14 protein-coding genes are annotated in these 20,127 nt (G+C 71.3%); 5 read left to right on the top strand and 9 right to left on the bottom strand.

The window, feature by feature from the left end; translation table 11 throughout:
* Positions 1–43: 43 nt before the first annotated feature.
* The 7 genes from NR792_RS29630 to NR792_RS29600 form a co-directional block, all read right to left on the bottom strand.
* A complete protein-coding gene (locus NR792_RS29630; RefSeq protein WP_375756061.1) occupies positions 44–1,324 on the bottom strand; it encodes an efflux RND transporter periplasmic adaptor subunit in 1,281 nt (426 codons plus the stop codon).
* A gap of 261 nt (positions 1,325–1,585) precedes the next feature.
* Complete coding sequence (locus tag NR792_RS29625) at positions 1,586–3,466, bottom strand: hypothetical protein (RefSeq protein ID WP_375756060.1); 1,881 nt, start codon at positions 3,464–3,466, stop codon at positions 1,586–1,588.
* Between the two features lie 258 nt (positions 3,467–3,724).
* Complete coding sequence (locus tag NR792_RS29620; RefSeq protein ID WP_375756059.1) at positions 3,725–4,693, bottom strand: ADYC domain-containing protein; 969 nt, start codon at positions 4,691–4,693, stop codon at positions 3,725–3,727.
* A 187-nt stretch (positions 4,694–4,880) separates the two neighbouring features.
* On the bottom strand, positions 4,881–8,696 hold the full coding sequence (locus NR792_RS29615; RefSeq protein WP_375756058.1) for an SUMF1/EgtB/PvdO family nonheme iron enzyme: 3,816 nt from the start codon (positions 8,694–8,696) through the stop codon (positions 4,881–4,883).
* Positions 8,697–8,815: 119 nt separating this feature from the next.
* Complete coding sequence (locus NR792_RS29610; RefSeq protein ID WP_014393311.1) at positions 8,816–9,286, bottom strand: response regulator; 471 nt, start codon at positions 9,284–9,286, stop codon at positions 8,816–8,818.
* Positions 9,287–9,461: 175 nt separating this feature from the next.
* Positions 9,462–11,315: an Ig-like domain-containing protein gene (locus NR792_RS29605; protein ID WP_375756057.1), complete on the bottom strand. Its 1,854-nt coding sequence runs from the start codon at positions 11,313–11,315 to the stop codon at positions 9,462–9,464.
* A gap of 197 nt (positions 11,316–11,512) precedes the next feature.
* On the bottom strand, positions 11,513–13,156 hold the full coding sequence (locus NR792_RS29600) for a carboxypeptidase-like regulatory domain-containing protein (RefSeq protein ID WP_375756056.1): 1,644 nt from the start codon (positions 13,154–13,156) through the stop codon (positions 11,513–11,515).
* A 141-nt stretch (positions 13,157–13,297) separates the two neighbouring features.
* Here NR792_RS29600 and NR792_RS29595 point away from each other — a divergent pair, with 141 nt between their 5' ends.
* The 3 genes from NR792_RS29595 (at position 13,298) to NR792_RS29585 (ending at position 17,146) form a co-directional block, all read left to right on the top strand.
* A complete protein-coding gene (locus NR792_RS29595; protein WP_375756055.1) occupies positions 13,298–13,741 on the top strand; it encodes an HIT family protein in 444 nt (147 codons plus the stop codon).
* Positions 13,742–13,826: 85 nt separating this feature from the next.
* Complete coding sequence (locus tag NR792_RS29590; RefSeq protein ID WP_375756054.1) at positions 13,827–16,694, top strand: TonB-dependent receptor domain-containing protein; 2,868 nt, start codon at positions 13,827–13,829, stop codon at positions 16,692–16,694.
* Between the two features lie 14 nt (positions 16,695–16,708).
* A complete protein-coding gene (locus NR792_RS29585) occupies positions 16,709–17,146 on the top strand; it encodes a GNAT family N-acetyltransferase (protein ID WP_375756053.1) in 438 nt (145 codons plus the stop codon).
* Between the two features lie 3 nt (positions 17,147–17,149).
* Here the strand turns inward: NR792_RS29585 and NR792_RS29580 are convergent, their stop codons facing one another.
* Entirely contained in the window at positions 17,150–18,361 is a 1,212-nt protein-coding gene (locus NR792_RS29580; protein ID WP_375756052.1) for an MFS transporter, read from the bottom strand.
* A 129-nt stretch (positions 18,362–18,490) separates the two neighbouring features.
* On the opposite strand from NR792_RS29580, the gene NR792_RS29575 reads away from it, so the two are divergent.
* Positions 18,491–18,943 (top strand): FKBP-type peptidyl-prolyl cis-trans isomerase, encoded by a 453-nt coding sequence (locus NR792_RS29575; protein WP_375756051.1) that lies wholly within the window; start codon positions 18,491–18,493, stop codon positions 18,941–18,943.
* Between the two features lie 12 nt (positions 18,944–18,955).
* On the opposite strand, the gene NR792_RS29570 is transcribed toward NR792_RS29575, so the two are convergent.
* Positions 18,956–19,180, bottom strand: a complete 225-nt coding sequence (locus tag NR792_RS29570; protein ID WP_338275569.1) for a hypothetical protein — start codon at positions 19,178–19,180, stop codon at positions 18,956–18,958.
* 91 nt (positions 19,181–19,271) lie between these two features.
* On the opposite strand from NR792_RS29570, the gene nudC reads away from it, so the two are divergent.
* On the top strand, positions 19,272–20,108 hold the full coding sequence (gene nudC / locus NR792_RS29565; RefSeq protein WP_375756050.1) for an NAD(+) diphosphatase: 837 nt from the start codon (positions 19,272–19,274) through the stop codon (positions 20,106–20,108).
* The last annotated feature ends 19 nt before the right edge of the window (positions 20,109–20,127 follow it).

The raw sequence follows: 20,127 nt of genomic DNA, 5'->3' as shown, positions 1-20,127 counted from the left end.
ACGACTCCTGCGGTGCTTCTTCAAGAAGTGGAGACGCCCGGCGCTACTTCGCGGGAGCCTGGGCTGGCTGCGTGGGAACTCCGGCCGCCGCCGGCGCCTGCGCGGGGCCGCTGCCGCCGGACGCGCTGCCCGCGCCGCCCACCCCCTGCTGGGCCGCCGGTAGAGAGGCGGGGCGGTGCTTCTTCGGCCCTTCCGGCGCGGCGGTGAGCTTCACCGGCGTGCCGTTCGTCAGGTCGCGCGCGGAGCCCAGCAGCACCACGTCCCCGGCCTTCAACCCCGAGCGAACCTCCACGGTCTGCGCCACCTCGTCCCGCAGGCCCAGCGTCACCGCCACCTGCTCCACCTTGCCGTTGGCGATGCGCTGCACGGTGGGCGGCTCCTGGCGCGTGTCCAGCGCGTCCACCGGCACGGCCAGCGCGTCCTTCGCCTGGGACGCCACGCGCCCTTGCGCGAACAGGCCGGACAGGAGCGTCTGCTCGCTGTTGGGGATGCTCACGTAGATGCGCACCTGGCCCGTGGCGGGATCCACCGCAGGGTTGATGCGCTCCACCTCGCCCTTGAAGGCCTGGTCCGCGTAGCCGTTGACGCGGAAGTCCACCGCCGTGCCCACCTTCACCTGGGAGAGCTGCGCCGCGGGCACGGAGGCCTCCAGCCGCAGCGTGGCGGGGTCCACCACCGTGAAGAGCGGCGCGCCCGGCTGGACGATGTCGCCCGCGTTCACCTGCCGCTCGCTCACCACGCCCGAGAAGGGCGCGGTCACCTTCGTGCGCGCCAGCTGGTCCTGCGCCAGCTTCAGCCGCGCCTGCGCCTCCGCCAGCTGGCCCTCCGCCTGCGTCCGCGCCAGCTGCGCGCGCTCGAAGTCGCGGCGGGTGATGACGCCCTGCTTGACGAGGAGTTGATTGCGCTGCTCATCCGCCTTCGCCACCTGCAAGGCATTGCGCGCCACGCGAAGGGTGGAGCTGGCCGCCAGCACCTGCTCGCGCAGCGTGCGCTCCTCCACGCGCGCCAGGATCTCCCCCTCCTTCACCGCCTGGCCCTGGTCCGCCTTCACGTCCAGGATGCTGCCGCCCACCTCCGCGCGGACGCTGGCCAGCCGCCGCGCCTGCAGCGACCCGGAGATGACGGGGCCGCTCTCCAGCCGCATGGGCTCCACGCGCACCACGTTCTCCGGCCCCAGCGACACCACCGTGGGCGCGGTGGGTGCGACGGCGTCCTCGGAGCGCTGTCCGCAGGCGCCGGCCAGCCAGACGACGGCCAGCAGGGCTCCCAGCCGCACACCCCTGCGCTGGGCGCGACGTCCCGTTGTCGTTTCGGTGCGTCCCACGGCCTGCCTCCACGGCCCCCGATGCCTGCCCCGGTCCAACCCAGGGGCGTCCCCCGGAGCCGGGTAAACGTGGTGCCGCCCCCCCGCCCGGGGAAGTCGTGCCACCACGGTCCGTGAACCTGGACAACACCCCGGGCCCGTCCCCCTGGCAGCCGGGGGGCCGGGCGAACGAAGTCCTGAACGACGACGGCCTCCGTCCCAGGCGCATGGGACGGAGGCCGCGAAGCCCTCACACCGGAGGGAGGCTCGGTGGACGCTCGCTCAGTGGACGCTCGGAGGAGCCGTCACGAACGACGCCGTGAGGCAGCTCTGGTTGGCGAGCTGATCCAGGAACGTCTGGCGCGCCAGCACCTCGTTGAAGGTGCGCGTGGGGGTCCCGTCCGCGCGGTCTGGCACGGTGAGCGCGCCGCTGAGGAACGGCGACAGCGCGCCGGTCCAGCTCACGTGGGTGAAGTTCGTGCCCAGCTCGTCGCCGTGGCAGCCGTCGCAGGTGTTGAGCGAGAAGACATGCCGCGCCTGGCGGTTGGGGATGACGGACGCGGGCTGGCTCCAGAACGGCGGGATGGCCATGGGGTTCGTCACGACGGAGCGGCCTCCGCGGAACGGGCCACCGCCCCACGGCAGCGGGACGGAGTACGTGCCCGCGACGATGGGGCCCGTGTTGGCGTTCACGTAGGACGGGAACAGCGTGTTCCGCGTGGCGCGGTCCGGCGTCTGGGCCACGGTGTGGCTGTTGAGCAGGCCGACAATGGGCGGCGGCGTGGTGGAGAACGAGTTCGGGTTGATGGTGCTGTTCCAGAGGCGGAACTCGCGCAGCTCCCAGGGCTGGGCCAGCCATTCCTCGTTGGTGCGCACCTGGTTGATGGAGCTGCGGTTGGGCTTGCGCGGGGACAGGTCGCGCTTGGCGAACTGCTCCGTCAGGGCCTCCAGCGCCGCGTTGTACGACGCGCTGCCCAGCGGCAGCCCGGACAGGGCCTGCCACTGCTGCGCGTAGGTCTTGATGGCCGTGCAGCCGTTCTTGTCCACCCCGTACTCCAGGATGACCAGGAAGGGCACCGTGTAGCAGGAGGCCCCCGAGCCCGTGGTGGCGGCGAAGATGAAGCGGCCCTCACCCGCGCTGCCGGAGCCGTAGGCCGGGTTGCTGCCCGCCAGGTCCAGCCGGTTCACGATGGCGATGAGCTTGAACGGCGACTTCGCCAGGTTCAGCTCGCCGGAGGACAGCTTCGGCCAGGGGCCGATGAGGTTCCCCGCGATGGACGTGCGCGGCGGGTTCACGAAGCCGTTGATGGTGCGCGGCTGCTCCCACTGCCGCAGCCACTCGCGCACGAAGGTGGAGGGGGCCACGCCCGTGAAGGGCTGGTTGGCCATCTCCGTCATCAGGTAGTTGAACGTCCACTTCCCGTTCGGGTTGCCCGTGCCGGTGCACGGATCATACGTGCGCGTGGAGTCGTTCACGACGGAGGGCGCCCGGATGATGAGCGAGCGCGCCGGGTCCACCAGCGACGCCAGGCCGATGGGCTGGATGGGCACGGGCTGGCCCACCGGGAACTGCGGGTTCAGCGCCGTCACCGGCACGGTGCGCACCAGCCGCCGGTTCTCGAACACGGCCGTCGTCAGCTGCGTCTGTGACTGGGACTGCGCCTGGGCAATGCGCTGCTGCTCCGCCTGGAGCGCCACGAAGTCGAACGTGCCGGAGGCGGTGAAGAGCAGGTCTCCCGCCACCGCGTCGCCAGACTGCCCGTTGTCGCGGAACACGAGCTGCTGCGCGCCGTCCGCCATCGTCAGCGTCCCGCCGCGGAACGCCTCGTTCTCCGTGCGCTTCACGTCCAGCTTCAGCTGGAACACCGTCGCCGTGGTCCTGCTGACCGCGGCCTGCGGAATGGCGACCAGGGACTCCACCACGGGGCGCGCCGCGTCCCCCTCCAGGGCCTGCAGGGTCGAGCCGAGCGCCGCCTCCAGGTTGCCGGACGGGTCCACGGCCTGGGCGGAGGACTCCGCCTGGGGCGCGGAAGGCGCGGGGGTCTCGGACGTTCCGGCGGGCTGGCCACAGCCCACCACCAGCGACGAGGCCAGGAGCGCGAACGGCAGGCGCCGTCCCAGCTTCCCGGAGTGCTTCCACAGCAAAGACAGCTCAGGCTTCATGGGGTGTGCTCCACTCACGACGGGGGTACCGCGACGACAGCCGCGCGATGGGGCACCCTCCCCCTCACCGTCCGCGGGACCCCGGACACCCGGGTCCCATCCCCCTCCGTGAATGCGGAAGAACGCCCCATCCCCCTCCGGTCCTTGCGACACGGAGGCGAACAGGGCGTTCTCATAACATGAAAGACTGACAATTATCGACTTGCGGACTTTGTAACCTAAACCGTTACAAGTCTGGGCTTGCCGTAACCTGTCTGGTTACAACCCGCTGACGCCGTAGGGCGACTCGCTGATGAGGCGGGTGCCGGACTGGAAGTGGCTGGTGCTGCCGCAGTCCGGGATGGGGTTGAAGCCCGAGCACGTCACGGGCGCGTGGGCGCGGGTCTCCGAGGTGAAGCAGCGGGCGCCGGCCTCGTTCCACTCGGCCTCCGTGCTCCAGGACTCGGTGTCGGTCTGGACGCCCACGCCGTCGTAGAGGTTGACCCACTGGCCATCGGTGGTGTGCGACTCACCGTCGCCGCAGAAGTCCGCGCGCACCATGCGGGTGCAGGCCTGGTGGTGGCCCGCGAGGCTCTCGCCGTTGGCGGCGGTGGCCCAGGGCTTGTAACCAAAGTGCATGCACTTCGCGATGGCGGCGCCCTCGCAGGCGAAGGTGAAGGCGGTGGCGTCCTCAATCTTCTCACCGCCGCCCGCCACGCCCTGGAGGTAGTTCCAGCGGCCGGCCACGGCGATGGCGGAGAGCGCCCCGCCGTTGGCGTCCTGGCACACGGAGCGCCAGCTGCCGTCGGAGCCCTGGTAGGAGACCTGGTAGGACCACAGGTCGCTGTCGACGCCGCTGCCCTGGGTGATGCCGTCCACGCGCAGGGGCAGGGTGCTTCCGTCGCCCAGCTTGCCGACGAAGCGCGCCCCGGTGAAGTCCAGGCCCGTCACGGTGGTGGTGCCGTCCAGGCCGACGAAGGCCGAGCCCTGCAGCCGCACGTTGCTCAGCGGCTTGCCGGCGGCGGAGTGGGCGCCCGCGTACGCCACGGACACCAGCATGCCGCCCAGCTCGGTGTTGTTCAGGTTGCGTCCATTGAGGTTGCGTCCATTGAGGTTGCGCCCGTTGGGAGACACGACCTCCGCTACCTGCGTGCGCAGGGAGGGAGCGTCAAGCTCCGGCGATTCCGTGCCACAGCCCACCGCCACGACGGCGAAACACGCCGCGACCACTCGCTGCAACGTCCTCATCTGGATGCCCCTTCCCTTCCCCGACCCCGACCCGCACCGTCTTGCAGGTCACAAGGTCAGTCCGGGGGACGAGAGCGGCAACCGCGCCAGGCCCGTCCGGGCACTTGCAGCGTCCGGTTGCTTCCAGTTGGGAGCGACCCCGGGGCGAGCCCCGCGGTTCCCGGGGGGTTCCAGTGTCCGGTGGTGCTCAGCCGCCGGACACGGGCGCGTCCGCGCACACGCGCAGGCCCACCGTGACGTCGCGCAGCGAGGGCTCCGGCAGCTCGCGGTTGGAGGACCGCGCGCTCGTCACGTTGAAGGCGAAGCTGCCCCCCCGGGCCACCGGGCGGCCGGGCTCCAGCCACGAGCGCGTCCACTCCCACACGTTGCCCGCCATGTCGTCCGCGCCGAAGGGGCTGCGGGACGCGGGGTGGCTGCCCACGACGTCCGGGCCGAAGCCGCCCGGGTCCTTGCCGTAGGTGACGTCCACGTTGGCCTCGTCCGGGCCCAGCCGGTGGCCGTGGGGGTACTCGCGGCCGTCCACGCCGCGCGCGGCCCGCTCCCACTCCAGCTCCGAGCACAGCCGCGCCCCCGGCACCCGCCCGGACGTGGACAGCCACGTCACGTAGGCCTCCGCGTCCGCGAAGTGGATGCCGCTCACGGGGAACTGGCGCCAGTCCTGCTCCGTGCGCTGGGAGCGCCGGGCGTACCGCACGGGCTCGCCCGTCCGCGCCGTGTAGCGCACGCCGCCGGGCTGGAAGCGCAGCCGCCAGCCATTGCCGTCCGGCTCCAGCGACAGGCCCCCGGCGTAGCCGCCCGTGCCCACGCGGGGCTGGCGCGCGGCGCGCTCCTCGGGGGGGAGCGCCGCCAGGTACTCCAGCCAGTCCGCGTACGTCGTCTCGTGCCGGGCGATGAGGAAGCCCTGCACGGGCACCGTGTGCAGCGGGGTGGCGTTGAGGAAGTCGCGCACGCTGGACTCGGCGGCGCTGCCGAAGCGCACGTCGCCCGGCGGCACGTAGGCGAACCCCGGCGGGAGCGAGCCCGCGCGGACGAGCGGCAGGACGACGCGCCGCGACTCCCCGCGCGTCAGCAGCAGCGGCTGCACGGAGTCCTCGTGGCCCGGCGCGCGCACGGTGAGCTGATAGGCCCCCGGAGGCACGGTGACGTCGGTCCAGGGCAGCGCGCCCGGGGAAGGCAGGGGCTCGCCCACGGCCTCGGGCCCCCCCGCCTCGCGCGACACGGGGCGCAGCTCCGCGGAGGCACCTGGCGCGTCCACCTGGAGGGACAGGCGCGCGGGCGTGTTCCAGCGGCTCCAGCGCTCGCCGTCGACGTCGTAGAGGCGCAGGCGCTGGAGCAGCGCGGGCAGCACGGGCTCGCGCTCGCCTTCGGCCCACAGGGCGCGCTCGTAGAGGAAGTCCGCCAGCGCGTCGCGCACGTCGGTTCGCGTGGGGGCCAGCGCCAGCGCGCGCTCCAGCCGGTCCGCCACGGCGTCGAAGTGGTGGGAGAGCTGGGCCCCGTGCCCGGCCACCTTCGCCCAGGCCCGGTCGCCGTCCGCCTTGTGGCCGGTGTCGTAGAGCCGGAAGGCCTCCGCGCGCTCGGCCTGGAGCGCGTCGCGTTCCCGGCGCACGGCGGCCAGCTCCGAGCCGGCCGCGGCCAGCTCGCCGCGCACGCGCGCGTTGAGGACGTGGCGCTCGCGCCACTGGAGGCCCGTGTACACGAGCCCCAGCGACACGAGGAAGCCCAGCACCAGGCCCAGCTTCAGGCGCCGGCTGCGCACGCCGGTGCGGCGGGACGTGCTGAGGAAGGACTGCTCGCGCTGGGTGAGCTCGGACGGCTCCAGCAGCTCCGCCTCCGCCAGCTGGCGCGGGCCCCAGAGCGACTCACGCGCGTGGCCCAGGCGCTCCCACTGCGCGGCGGCGGCCTCCAGCCGGGCCTGCACCTCGCGGCGCTCGCCCGCCTCCACCAGCCAGCGGGCCAGCGTGGCCCAGCCGGTGAGGAGCGCTTCGTGGGCCAGCTCGTACGCGGTGCCGCCCTCCCCTTCGCGCGCCACGAGCAGGCGCGCGCGCACCAGGGCCTCCAGCGCGGCGCGGTAGCGCGGGTCGTCGCCCACGAGCTCGCGGTCCGTCTTGCGCGCGCGGGTGCCGTCCGCCGTCACCAGGCGCAGCATCACCCCGCGCGCCGCCGAGCGCTGGTCCGGCAGCAGGCGGGCCACCGCGGCGTCGGCATGGCGGGCGAGCGCGCCGGACACGCCCCCCAGCGAGTCCAGCGCCGCCTGGGTCATCACGCCACGCGACTCGTCACGCGCGTCCCACAGCTCCGCCAGCGCGAACTGGAGCAGCGGCAGGCCGCCGTCGGAGGCCGCCGTGGAGGCGACGAGCGCGTCCACCACGGCCTCGGACTCGAAGCGCACGCCCTTCACGCGGGCCGGGCCCACGATGGCCTCGCGCGTCTCCTCCGGGGTGAGCGCGCGCAGGAGGTACAGCGCGTGCGGCACCTCCGGGCCCAGGCCGGGCACGGCGGTGAGGCGGGTGAGGAAGTCGCTGCGTCCGGTGGCGAGCAGCCGCAGGCCCCCGGCCGCCTCGGTGAGCGACCCCAGCGCGGCGCCCGCGAGCGCGGCCTCCTCCGGCGGGGCCAGCGTCACCAGCTCCTCCAGTTGGTCCATGTAGACGAGCAGCCCGCCCTGCGTGCCCAGCTTCGCGCGCAGCCTGCGGCCGAGCGACGTGGGGTCCTGGCGCAGCGTCTCCGCGAGCGGCTCCTCGTCCACCTCCAGCACCGGCGCGAGCGCCACGGCCAGCGCGGACACGGGCCTGCGTCCGGGCACGAGCCGCGCGGTGCGCCAGCGCCGGCCGTCCTCCAGCGCGCCGTCCGCCACGGCGGGGAGGATGCCCGCGAGGCACAGGGACGACTTGCCCACGCCGGAGTCGCCCGTCATCAGCAGGAAGGCCTCCGCCTTGAGCCGCTCCAGCACGGAGCGCTGCTCGCGGCGGCGGCCGAAGAAGAGGGCGCGGTGCTCGGCCTCGAAGGCCTGGAGGCCGCGGTAGGGATTGCCCTCCGGCACGGAGACCGGCGTCTCCTCGCGCGTCAGCGCCTCCAGCGCGTCGAGCAGCTGCGCGGCGGACGCGTGGCGCTGGGCCGGGTCGCGCTTGAGGCACTTGTCGATGGCGGCGGCGAACCCCGGGTCCACCGACGGGGCCACCTCCAGCAGGGGGCGCACGTCGCGGGTGCGCACTGCTTCGGACAGCTCGCGCCAGGGCACGTCACGGAAGGGGCCCCGGCCCGCGCACAGCTCGTAGAGCACGACGCCCAGCGAGTACACGTCGCTGCGTGCGGTGAGCTCCTCGCCCGCCCAGGCCTCCGGAGACATGTAGTAGGGGGTGCCCACCAGCGCGCCGCGCGGCAGGGACGGCAGGAAGACGCCGTCCAGCGAGCGGGCGCCCAGGGCGGGGCTGGACTCCGGGTCCCAGTCCGCGGGCAGCTCCGGCGGCGGCAGGGGCGCGCGCGGCGGGGTGGACTCACCGGACTCGGCGCGATCGAGCAGCTTGGCCAGCCCGAAGTCGAGCAGCTTCACCTCGCCGCTCTCCGTGAGCACGGCGTTGCCGGGCTTGATGTCGCGGTGGAGCACGCCCCGGCGGTGGGCGGCGCCCAGCCCCCGGGCCAGGTCCCGCCCGATGCCCAGCGCGCGCTCCCAGGGCACGGGCCGGGCCAGCCGGTCCAGGCTGACGCCCCGGATGAACTCCGAGATGAGGTACGGCTGATCCTCCAGCTGCCCCACCCGGTACAGGGTGACGACGTTGGGGTGCTGGATGCGAGCGGCGGCGCGGGCCTCCACGAGGAAGCGCGCCAGCGCGTTGGAGCCCAGCGACGGGATGAACTTCACCGCGACGGGGCGCTCCAGGAGCGTGTCGTGCGCCAGGTACACCCGGCCCGTGCGCCCCCGTCCGAGCGGCCGCACGATGCGGTACTCGTCGAACTCCTCGGGAGGAGTCCACGCATCGGCTGGAGGGGACGAGGCGGGAGAGCCCACCAGGGTTGCCTACGTTTCCCGCGTCCAGGGGTCAACCGGGGGGCCCGCGGGAGCCCGGCCCGGCGCAGGGTGCCGCACCCGAGTGTCCATCCATGGACACTCCCGGGTGGGGCCTGGGGTTACTCCTGACCCGAGCGGGGCTTCGCCTTGCTGGGCTTGAGCATGTTGCGGATCTTGTTCTCCAGGTCCTGGGGCAGACAGGGCTTGGCGACGAACTCGTCCGCGCCCACGGAGAGGGCGTGCTCGGCGTTGCCGGCGAGCACGTGGCCGGTGAGGGCCATCACGGGGATGTCGCGGGTGCGGGTGTCCTGCTTGATGCGCCGCGTTGCCTCCCAGCCATCCATGACGGGGAGGGACAGGTCCATGAGGATGATGTCCGGCTCCCCCTCCTGGGCCTTCTCCACGGCCTCCAGGCCGTTCTTGGCGGTGTCCACCTCAAACCCGCAGAACTCCAGGTATTCGGCGTACATTTCGCGCGCGTCGTCGAAGTCGTCGACGACGAGGACGCGCTGCTTGGCGGAGTTCACGGGAGCGGGCCCACCGCTCGCGGTTGGCTCACCCTCTGGAGATGTCAGGACCGCGTTCTTCATGGAGCAGAGGCCTCGCATGCAGGGGAGGGGCGGGACGAATCTAAACACGTCCACGAAAAAGCGCCCGTTCTCGCAAGATTTCCCTGGACGGCTCCCAGGGTAGGTCCGTTGTCCGCTGAGCGACAGGGGGACAGTGGACGACACTGTAGGTGGGCGGAGGGACTGGGGGTGGGGGTTACTGGTTGAGGCGGTAGACGTGGACTTTCGCTCCCACCGAGGACAGAGGAGCAGGCCCTTCAATCCATGTGAGGAGCGGCTCGTCGTCCGCGACCATTTCGAGCAGTGGGCGGCTGTAGGGGATCATGCCGGGCGACGGATTCAAGATCCCGCCAAGCGCTTCCCATTGAGCCCCGTTCCACCGGAGCGCCTGTCCCTTACCAGACCTGTTGGCGTCCGTCCCCACCAGACCGGAGAGCGCCACGACTGGGCGCCCCTGGGTGTCCAGCTTCACCGCTCTCACGGTCGTGCTGTCCACGCCCGACAGAGCATCCAACGCTCCACCCCACGGCACCCAGGCGCTTCCCGTCCACTTCTGCAGGAGAATCCTTGGTTTTCCCGTGAGCGTATCCAATGTCGCCACCAGCGGAGCATTGCTGGCGTCGAACGACAGTGCCGTCGGAAGGCCAGACAAGGTGGCGCCTACGTCCTGCCAGGCGGTTCCTGTCCACAGCACCGCGGTGTTCGATGTTGCTCCCCCTCCAGGGATCTGCTCCCTCAGCACCATGAATGGATATCCCCTGCCATCCACATCCATGAAGAAGGAGTCCACAATTGAGTTAGCGCGCAGCTCGATGGCGGCGCCCAACTGCCCCCAGGCTCCGTTACGCCATTGGCGGATGTAGATGCGATGCCACCCCGAGCCGGTCTCATGGGTTGCGAGGGTGAGATACGGGTGGGGGCCCTGAGCAAACCGCCAATCCGGCACATAAGTCGTCTGCGTGACGGGCGTCAACGCGGCGCCAACGGGTTCGAAAGACTGCCCGTTCCAGCGCTGGACGAACCACTTGAGGTCATTGGCGGCCATGGCCTCGAACCATGCGACTGTTGGACTTCCGTCCGCATCCACCTGGAGCGTGCACTGAGTGGCATTGACGGCCCTACCTGAGCTCATCGGCGTCCCCATGACCTCCCATGAGGCCTCCCTCCAACGCCAGACATGAACCTTGAGTGTCTCTTCTGCGCCCCCCGCCCAGGCGACAATGGGATGCAGGTCCGCTCCCATTCCGACTGAAGTGCTCTCAATATAGGCCTCACCGGGAGATGCCGTGAGAGGAGCCCCCAGGTGGAGATACGCAGGCACGAACCAAGACCAGTCCCGGTCCGCTGCTCCAGGCTTGTTTCCAGCGAGATCCACGACCGTGTCCGCAATCACCACCCGGACCCGCTGATTGACCGGCAGTGGCGAGGTCGGGCTCAACGTCAAGGTCCGTCCATCGCCCGAAAGAAGGACGGTTGCCTCCAAGTGCCCGGACTCCGTCAGCAGTTGGATCGCCTGTCCATTCACAGTGCTCGCATCCAACGGCTCCGAGAAAGTGGCTTCAACGGGCGCCGAGACCGAAACTGCGGAGTCGTCATTCGCGGGCACCTGGGCAATCACGCGGGGCTTCGTCCGGTCCACCACCAACTGGCGCGGGGCGCTCAAGAACTCCTGTTTCTCTCGAAGAGCGCGGATGACGAACGCATGCGGTCCCTCTGAAATGGATTGCGTTTCCCAGTCCAGGACGAACGGCGCTTCCAAGTTGGCGACCGCGGTGCCATCCACGAGCAGTTCCACACGGTCTGGAGCGGCCCCCGTCAGTTGAACCTGGAGCCTCGCGGTGCTTCCAACAGGTGCCCCTTCCATGGGTGACACCCATTGGAGGCCAATCGGCTCCTGCTGCGAACCCGTTCCTGCATCACTGCCTGGAGGCGTCTCGGGAGGGACGGCGAGGTCAGGAATCTCGATGCATGCCGCGGGCATGAGCAGCATCGCCATCCAGATGAAGCTGAGATTTTTCATGGTGACGCGGCTGAGCAAGAAGGAGTCCATCCGGAAGCAGACCCGATCCGTATGCCTCCTCGGGATGTTGCGCGACTGGCGACGCTGAGACAGGTCTCCATTCAAGACGGGAGGATCCCACCTCGGAGACAGCTTGAAACGAAGACGCCCCCGCGAAGCATGGGCTTCACGGGGGCATCAGGAGGATTCAACCTCCTACATCAGGATGATGCAGTCGGGCTCAAGGACTAGGGCAGGGGCGGCGGGGGCTGCTGGATGATGCCCGTCAGCTCCAGGTCCGCGTTGATCGGCTGGCCCCAGATGGACTCGTAGGTGTCGTTGGTGCCCAGGACGGGCGCCAGGTTGCTGAACACCACCTGGACACGAAGCCGGTCCACGCCGACGAGGGGGTTGCCGCTGTAGATGAAGGAATAGCGGGTGCTGTACCCGGACGCCTGGATGCCAAACACCGGCAGCTCGGCCGGCGTGCGCGTCTGGATGGGCTTCGTCGGCTCGGCCATCTCCAGGGGGAAGCCCTGGCCACTGTTGTTGCCAATCTCACCGACGGAGTTGCCCCCCGTGCCGCCAACGCCGTCGATGTCGGCACCCAAGAGGACCTGGACGGACTGGCCGACCTGCTTCGCGATGGGCGCGCTGAAGGACACGTACACGGTCTCACCAGAATTGAGCTGGAACGCGCCAACCGCCGGCGGCCGCTCCTGCTCCTGGTACCGGAGCTCCGCGATGGTCACGGCCTTCGGAGCGTACTGGTCGCCGCCGAAGAAGAAGCCGGTGCGGCTGTAGTTGCTGCCACCCTCGGCGGACACGGCGCGCACGAAGATGTTGTACTCCTTGCCCTCCTGCACGATGCCGTTGGCCGGGGTGATGGTCGCCGAGTAGCCACCGACGTTCACCGAGGCCGTCACCGGCAGCGACTCCTTCGCGTACTCGTCCGTCAGGCGCACGAGCAGCGAGCCCGGCTGCACCGGCTGGTTGAAGTACACGTAGATGGGCTCGCCCGGACGCACCATGTTCCGGATCGGATCCAGCTCCGTGGCGCCCTTCAGGCTGGACACGTTGCCGCCCTCGATGTTGAGCGCCACGTTCGACGGCTTCGAGTAGGCCAGCTGCGCGAGCGTCGTGGTCTGGGTCCCCACGATGGTGCCACCCGAGTAGCTCTTCACGTAGCCGCCCGTGTCCACCACCCCGTCGCCGTTGGAGTCCATCGGCGCGATCCAGAGGTTGTAGCTGCCGTTCAGCCGCGCCAGCTCCACGCCGGCGGGGATGCCGCTGAAGGTCAGGACGCCATTGGCGTCCGCCGTGGCCTCCACGTAGACCTTGCTCACCACGGAGCTGACCCCGTCGTTGCTCAGGATGACCGAGCCTGCGTGGTCCACTTCCAGCGTGCCCTTCGCGCCCACCGCGGGACGGCCCTGCGGCGTCACCACGTTGACGATCAGCGAGCCGTTCAGCTGCGCCAGCGTCACCGGACCGAAGCTCGCGTTGCCGTTGTTGATGGGAACCGTGCCCGCGGACGACGGCACCGTGGAGGCCGCGCGCAGCGTCGCATAGCCGGTCTTGCTGAACGTCAGCAGCACCTGCGCGCCCGCCGGCACGTCCGACATCACGAAGTTGCCGCTGGCGTCCGTCGTCGCCGACTTGCCCGTCGGCTGGCTGCCAATCGTCATCGCGACCGTGACGTCCGCGAGCGGCGCCAGGTTCGTGCCCAGCACCTGGCCCGACACCGTGCCCTTCGGCGTGGAAGGCACCACCACCGACACGTTGTTCGGATCCCGGATGCCGTCCGCGACACCATCGTTGTCCGCGTCCGTGGCGTCACCGCACCCCCAAACCATCAGCGGCAACACGGCCATCAGCACATGCTTCTTCATCGTCCCCACCTTGAATTTATGACGGAATTTTCACGCCCCAGCTGCTCCCAAAGGGCGGAAATCGGACACTCCCTGACCCGGGCACACGCCGTCAAGGTGGGGTGAAATCTACCCAAGCCCACTGAAAGAGGATGACTCGCCATGTCAGACGTCAACGACCCCTGCCTGGGCTGCGCCATCGTTCACGGGGAGGTCCACCCACCGGGTGGCGTGCTCGCCCGGGCGCCCGGGCTGGTCCTCCACGGGGTGGCATCCCCCAGCCCCCTGCCGGGGTGGGTGGTGCTCACCAGCGATCAGCATGTGCGCGGCTGGTATGACCTGGACGAGGGGGCCTCGCGGGAGCTGGGCCCGTTCGCCGCCCGGGTGATGCGCGCCCAGCGCGAGGTGCTGGGCGCCGAGCACGTGTACGCCTTCGCCATTGGCGACGTGCTCCGCCACTTCCACCTGCACCTCGTGCCGCGCTTCGCGGACACGCCGTCCCACCTCCGGGGTCGGGGGGCTTTCGACGCGGCCCCGGCGGAGCACCTCCCGCCGGAAACGCTGGAGGCCGCGGCCCGGCGGCTGGCGGCGGCGCTCGCCCGCTGACCCATGCAGGGGGTGCGGTGCCCTCCCGGGCAGCCAACCGTCATGGACCTGACACCGTATCGGGGGAAGAATGCAGGGCGTCCTCATGCGTGCGTCCGCCCTCGGCCCCTGGCTGCTGTCCCTCTGGCTCCTCACCGCCGCCGGTCCCGCGCTCGCGGACAACAACGCGGATGAGGCGGACATCGCCTTCGAGCTGGGCAACGACGCGTACTCGCACGGCAACTACACCGAGGCGCTGCGCTCGTACTTCACCAGCTACCGGCTGGTCCCCAACCGCAACGTCCTCTTCAACATCGCGCGCTGCTTCGAGGCCCTGGGCAAGTTCAACGAGGCGTACCGCTACTACAACGACCTGCTCGGCGAGGACCTGCCGGCCGAGGACGCGTCCGAGGTCTCCCGCTCCCTGGAGCGGCTGCGCCCCAAGGTCGCCCTGGTGCGCGTCACCACCAACCCCCGGGGCGCGGACGTCTTCGTCGACCGCGCGGACCTGGGCAGCCGGGGCCGCTCGCCGCAGACGCTCGCGCTGTCGCCGGGCCGGCACAAGGTCCTGGTCCAGAAGTCCGGCTACCGCCCCACCGAGACCACCGTCACCCTCACCCGGGGCCGGGAGGTGCCCGTGGACCTGGACCTGGCGCTCATCACCGGCGTGGTGGACGTCACCGGCACCCCCGAGGGCGCGGAGGTGCGCGACAGCCCCACCGGCCCCGTCCTGGGCCGCATCCCCGTGAAGCTGCGCCTGTCCCCGGGCCAGCGCGTGCTGCACGTGCGCGCCGCGGGCCACGCGCCCGGCCAGTACGTCATCGACGTGCCCTCCGAGGGCACCCTGCCGCTCGCCGTCACGCTGAATGCCCAGACGGCGCCCAGCGGCCGCGTCGTCGTCACCGCCAACCACGACGGCGCCACCGTGCGCGTGGACGGCCGGCCCGCGGGCTTCACCCCCACCGTCGTCACCCTCCCGGAGGGCGAGCACGTGCTGGAGGTGGAGAGCCGCGACGTGCGCCCCGTGCGCCAGAAGGTCACCGTCATCCCCGACCAGGAGGTGAAGGTCCACGCCACCCTGCGCTACGAGCCGCCCCCGGTGCGCGCCGCGTCCAAGCGCCTCTTGTCCGTGGACGAGGCCCCCGCCTCCACCACCGTCCTCACGCCGGAGGAGCTGCGCGCGTTCGGGTGGCGCACCCTGGCGCAAGCGCTGGCGGGCGTGCGCGGCTTCTTCCTCACCGACGACCGGACGTACACCTACCTGGGCGTGCGCGGCTTCTCACCGCCGGGGGACCTCAACACGCGCATCCTCATCCTCTGGGACGGCCACGCGATGAACGACGTGTGGGCCGGCCAGGGCTACGCGGCGCACGACCTCAGCGTGGACCTGGAGGAGGTGGAGCGCATCGAGGTCGTGCGCGGCCCCGGCAGCGCGCTGTACGGCACGGGCGCGTTCTTCGGCGTCATCAACGTGGTGCCGCGCGAGTCGCTGGGCCTGGACCGGCGGCTGGAGATCACCGGTGCGGTGGGCGCGATGGGCTCCACGCTCGTGCACGCCACCACGTCGTGGGAGGACCCGAAGCGCTCCGTCCTCTTCAGCCTCGCGGGCATGAAGTCCCACGGCGCGGACACCACCCGCCTGGGCGACCCGGGCCCCATCGTCACCGGCCTGGACGGCGAGCAGGCCGGCACCGGTTCCGTGCGCGCGCGCCTGGGCAACCTGTCGCTGGTGGCCCAGCTGCACGGGCGCAGCAAGGACGTGCCCACCGCGCCCTACGGCACGGTGGTGGGCGCGCAGGGCACGCGCGTGCAGGACGTGCGCGGCTTCGCCGAGGCGAAGTACGAGCGCCCCCTGTCCGAGCGCTTCGTGCTGTCCCTGCGCGGCGCCCTGGACCTGAGCCGCTACAAGGGCCACTGGAACTACGGCGGCGACAGCACGGCGACGAACACCGACTCCGGCGCGGCGGACTGGCTCACCGCCGAGGCGCGCCTGCTGGCCGGCCTGTCCGACGACAACCGCCTCACCGTGGGCGTGGAGGGCCAGGCCCAGCTGCGCGTGGACCAGAAGAGCGTGGGCCCCGCGGTGGACGCACCGCTGGACACGCGCACGCGCTCGCTCGTGTCCGTGTACGCGCTGGACGAGTGGCGCCTGCACCCGCGCCTGAGCCTGTCGCTGGGCCTCCGCGTGGACAAGTACTCCGACCTGGACACGCTGCCGCTCACGCCGCGGCTCGCGGTCATCGGCCGGCCGTATGAGAAGGGCCTCACCAAGCTCGTCATCGGCCGCGCGTTCCGCGCCCCCAACGTCTACGAGCTGTTCTACCAGGACAACTTCCTCACCCAGCGCCCCGCGGAGCAGCTGGAGCCGGAGACCATCACCACCTTCGAGGTGGAGCACTCGCACGACCTGTCGCACGAGCTGCGCGTGACGGTCGCCGGCTACCACAACCGCATCTCCCAGCTCATCACGCTCACCTCCGAGTCCGCCGCCACGCCGGCGTGCGGCACGCAGAGCGCACCCACGCAGTGCCTGGTGTACGCGAACAACTCCGGCGAGACGCTCGCGTGGGGCGCGGAGGCCGGGCTGCACTGGCAGCCGGGCCGCTGGCTGCTGGTGGACCTGAGCTACTCCTACGTGACGCTGCGCAACGCCTCGCAGGACGTGGTGGAGGCCGCGCCCGCGCACCTGGCCTCCGGGCGCTTCCTGTTGCCCGTGGGCAACGGCGACATGCGCATCGCCACGCAGGCCACGTACCAGAGCGCGCGGGTGCCCGGCATCGCGGGCGCGGACAGCGGGGAGGCGCTGCTCGTGGGCTTCGGCGTGTCCGGGGACTACGGCCGGCTGCGCTACTTCGCGGGTGTGAACAACCTGCTGGACACGCGCTACGCCTTCGTCGTGAGCGACGACGTGTCCGCCGGTCCCGTGCCCCAGTACGGCCGCACCTTCAACCTCCAGCTCACCGGCAGCTTCTGAGAGACTCCCGCGCCATGGCTGAACCCGTCCTCGAATTCATCCGTCCTGGCCAGCCGCTCTACGAGGGAGAGCTGGAGCTGCGCTTCCGCGTGCTGCGCGAGCCCCTGGGCCACACCCGCGCCTCCGTGAAGTTCCCCTTCGAGGACGACAGCCTCCACCTGGTGGCCCACGCGGACGGCGCCGTGCTGGGCTGCGTGCTGTTCCACCCGGAGGATGCGCACGGCGGCCGGCTCTTCCAGATGGCGGTGTCACCGTCCCTGCAGGGCAAGGGCCTGGGCGCGAAGCTGGTGCGCACGCTGGAGGACGCGCTGCGCACGCGCGGCTTCCGCCACGTGCACCTGCATGCGCGCGCCCCCGTCGTCCCCTTCTACGAACGCCTGGGCTACACGCTGTACGGCGAGCCCTACGAAGAGGTGGGCATCCCCCACCGGAACATGCAGCGCGACCTCTGAGCCTCAGGTCGCGGGGGCGTGGACCGCCGGCAGCCGGCGGCTCCCCCAGAGCACCGCCACCAGCGCCGTGAGCGACATGCCCGCGCCCACCGCGCACACGCCCGGCCAGCCCGCGCGCGTCCACGCCGCCATGCCCGCCCACGCGCCCGCGGCGCCGCCCACGAAGTAGGTCACCATGTAGAGGGTGTTGAGCCGGCTCCGCGCGTCCGGCCGCAGCGAATACACGCGCGCCTGGTTGGCGATCTGATTCGCCTGCGCGCCCAGGTCCAGCAGCACCACGCCCAGCGCGATGCCCCACAGCGAGTGGCCCAGGAGCCACAACACGACGAAGGACGCGAGCAGCACGGCGATGGCCAGCGCGTTGATGCGCCGGCCGGCGCCCCTGTCCGCGAAGCGCCCCACCATCGGCGCGATGGCCGCGCCCGCCACGCCCACCACGCCGAAGAGGCCCGCCACCTGCGCGTCGTAGTGCCCCGGCATGGAGCGCAGGTAGAGCGCCAGCGTGGCCCAGAAGGCGCTGAACGCACCGAAGGTCAGCCCGCCCAGGAGCGCGTGCAGCCGCAGCACCGGCTCCGTGCGGGCCAGGTGGATGAGCGACCGCATCAGTTGCGGATAGGGCATGGCGGCCACCGGCGGCGCCGCGGGCAGCGTGAAGCGCAGCACCACTCCCATCACGACCATCAGGCCCGCGGCCACGAAGAACATGGTGCGCCAGCCCAGGTGCGTGCCCACGAAGCCCGCCGCCGTGCGCGACAGGAGGATGCCGATGAGCAGCCCGCTCATCACCGTGCCCACCACGCGCCCGCGCTCCGAGGGGGCCGCGAGCTGCGCCGCGAACGGGATGAGCAACTGCGGCACCACCGTGGTGACGCCAATGGCGAAGCTCGCCGCCACCATCACGTGCAGGCTGGGGGCAAACCCCGCCGCCACCAGCGCCACGCCCACGCAGCCGCACAGCACCAGGATGACCTTGCGGCGCTCCAGGCTGTCACCCAGCGGCACCAGGAACAGCATGCCCACCGCGTAGCCCACCTGCGTCAGCGTGGGCACCAGCCCCAGCGCGCTCCCGTCCGCCCCCAGAGAGCGGCCGATGTCTCCCAGCAGGGGCTGGTTGTAATAGAGGTTCGCGACGGTGACGGCCACCGCCACCGCCATCAGCCAGACGAGCGAGGGACGGAGCGAAGCGGAAGGCGAAGGGTCGGAAGGCGTCTGCATGGCGGGCGGCGCAACGGATAAGCCTCGCGTGGACGCGCTTCAAGCAGGACGTGCGCGCGCAGCCGCCGTCCGGGCGGGCAGGCCACGCCCCCCTTCCCCACGGCGCCCGTGCGCGGCAGGCTGCGGGCCATGCTTCGTTCCCTTCTGCTGTGCGCGGTGCTGGCCCTGGCCGGCTGTGGCGATTCCTCCTCGGGTGACCCGGCCAAGGTGACGTACGCCGACTCCCTGGGCGTGAACCTGTCCTCGATGACCAAGAGCGAGTCCGGGCTCTATACCCAGGACCTGGTCGTGGGCACCGGGACGGAGGTCGTCAACGGAAGCCGCGCTCAGGTGCACTACACGGGCTGGTTGCCGGATGGCTCCCAGTTCGACAGCAGCCGCGGCGGTACGCCCATCACCGTCGCGGTGGGCGCGGGCCGGGTCATCGAGGGCTGGGACGAGGGACTCGTCGGCATGCGCGTGGGCGGCCAGCGCAAGCTCGTCATCCCCTCGGAGCTGGGCTACGGCTCGCGCGGCTCTCCCCCGGTCATCCCGGCGGACTCCGTGCTCGTCTTCGACGTGGAAGTGGTGCGCGTCTACTGACGCCCGCGGCCCTCAGACGCCGGGCGTCCCACCGGACACCGGCGGCGCCGGGGGCGTGCGCTTCTTCGGAATGGAGGAGCGCCCCTTCGGGCCCTTCAGCGCCACGCCCAGCAGCATCGTCGCGGGCAGCATCATGCCCAGCCCCTGCGTGAGGTCCTTCGGAGGGTGGGTCACCACGCCCAGCACCATTCCGAGGAAGAGCAGGCCGCACACGATGCGCAGGACGAGGGCGTTCACGGTCAAAGGCTCCCAGGCGGGCAGTGCCCGTTCGCGGGCGGCCAGAGCATAGCGCGCGGCGCCCCGGCGCGCCGTCCGTTAAGGTGGCCTCGTGAGCCCCCTGAAACGCTTCCAGCCCGGGTATGACCCGCCTGCCCGCTCGCGCGACACCGCGCTCCTGTTCGCCGTGCGCGGCATGGACCTGCTCGTGTCCGAACACGATGGCCGCCTGGACCTGCCCCGGTGCCCGGCCCTGCCGGACGCCGCGGCCAGCGCCCACTTCCTGGGCGTGCTCGACGACACGGACTGCTACGCCGCGCCCGTGCCCGGAGACTTTACGCCGCCGGAGGGGCTGAAGTTCGTCCCCGCCCGCTCGCTGTACAAGCAGGTGGACGAGGCGACGTTCGCCGTGGCGGGCCGCGCGCTCTCCATCGCGGAGTGGGACCTGAACCACCGCTTCTGCGGCAAGTGCGGCACGGCCACGCAGCGGGTTCCCGGGGAGCGCGCGCGCCGCTGCCCGGTGGACCACACGCCGTTCTATCCGCGCATCTCGCCGGCGGTCATCGTCCTCATCACGCGCGGCGACGAGATGCTGCTCGCGCGCAACGCGTCCTTCCCGGAGCCGTTCTTCAGCACCGTGGCGGGCTTCGTGGACCCCGGCGAGTCGCTGGAGGAGACCGTCCTGCGCGAGGTGAAGGAGGAGGTGGGCGTGGACCTGAAGAACGTCACCTACTTCGGCAGCCAGCCGTGGCCCTTCGGCCGCTCGTTGATGGTGGGCTTCATGGCCGAGTACGCGGGCGGCGACGTCACCGTGGACGGCAAGGAGATCGCCGAGGCGCGCTGGTTCGGCGTGGACGACCTGCCGCGCATCCCGCCCCGCCTGAGCATCGCGCGCCACCTCATCGACACCTTCATCGACCAGGTGAAGGCCCGCCGGCCCCAGTCCTGAGCCTCCCGGGCCGGGAGCC

This window comes from Corallococcus exercitus (genome assembly GCF_042231735.1).
In the GTDB taxonomy this organism is placed as follows: Bacteria; Myxococcota; Myxococcia; order Myxococcales; family Myxococcaceae; genus Corallococcus; species Corallococcus exercitus_B.
The sequence above is the reverse complement of the archived record's forward strand: the minus strand, read 5'-3'. Positions and strand labels throughout refer to the sequence as shown.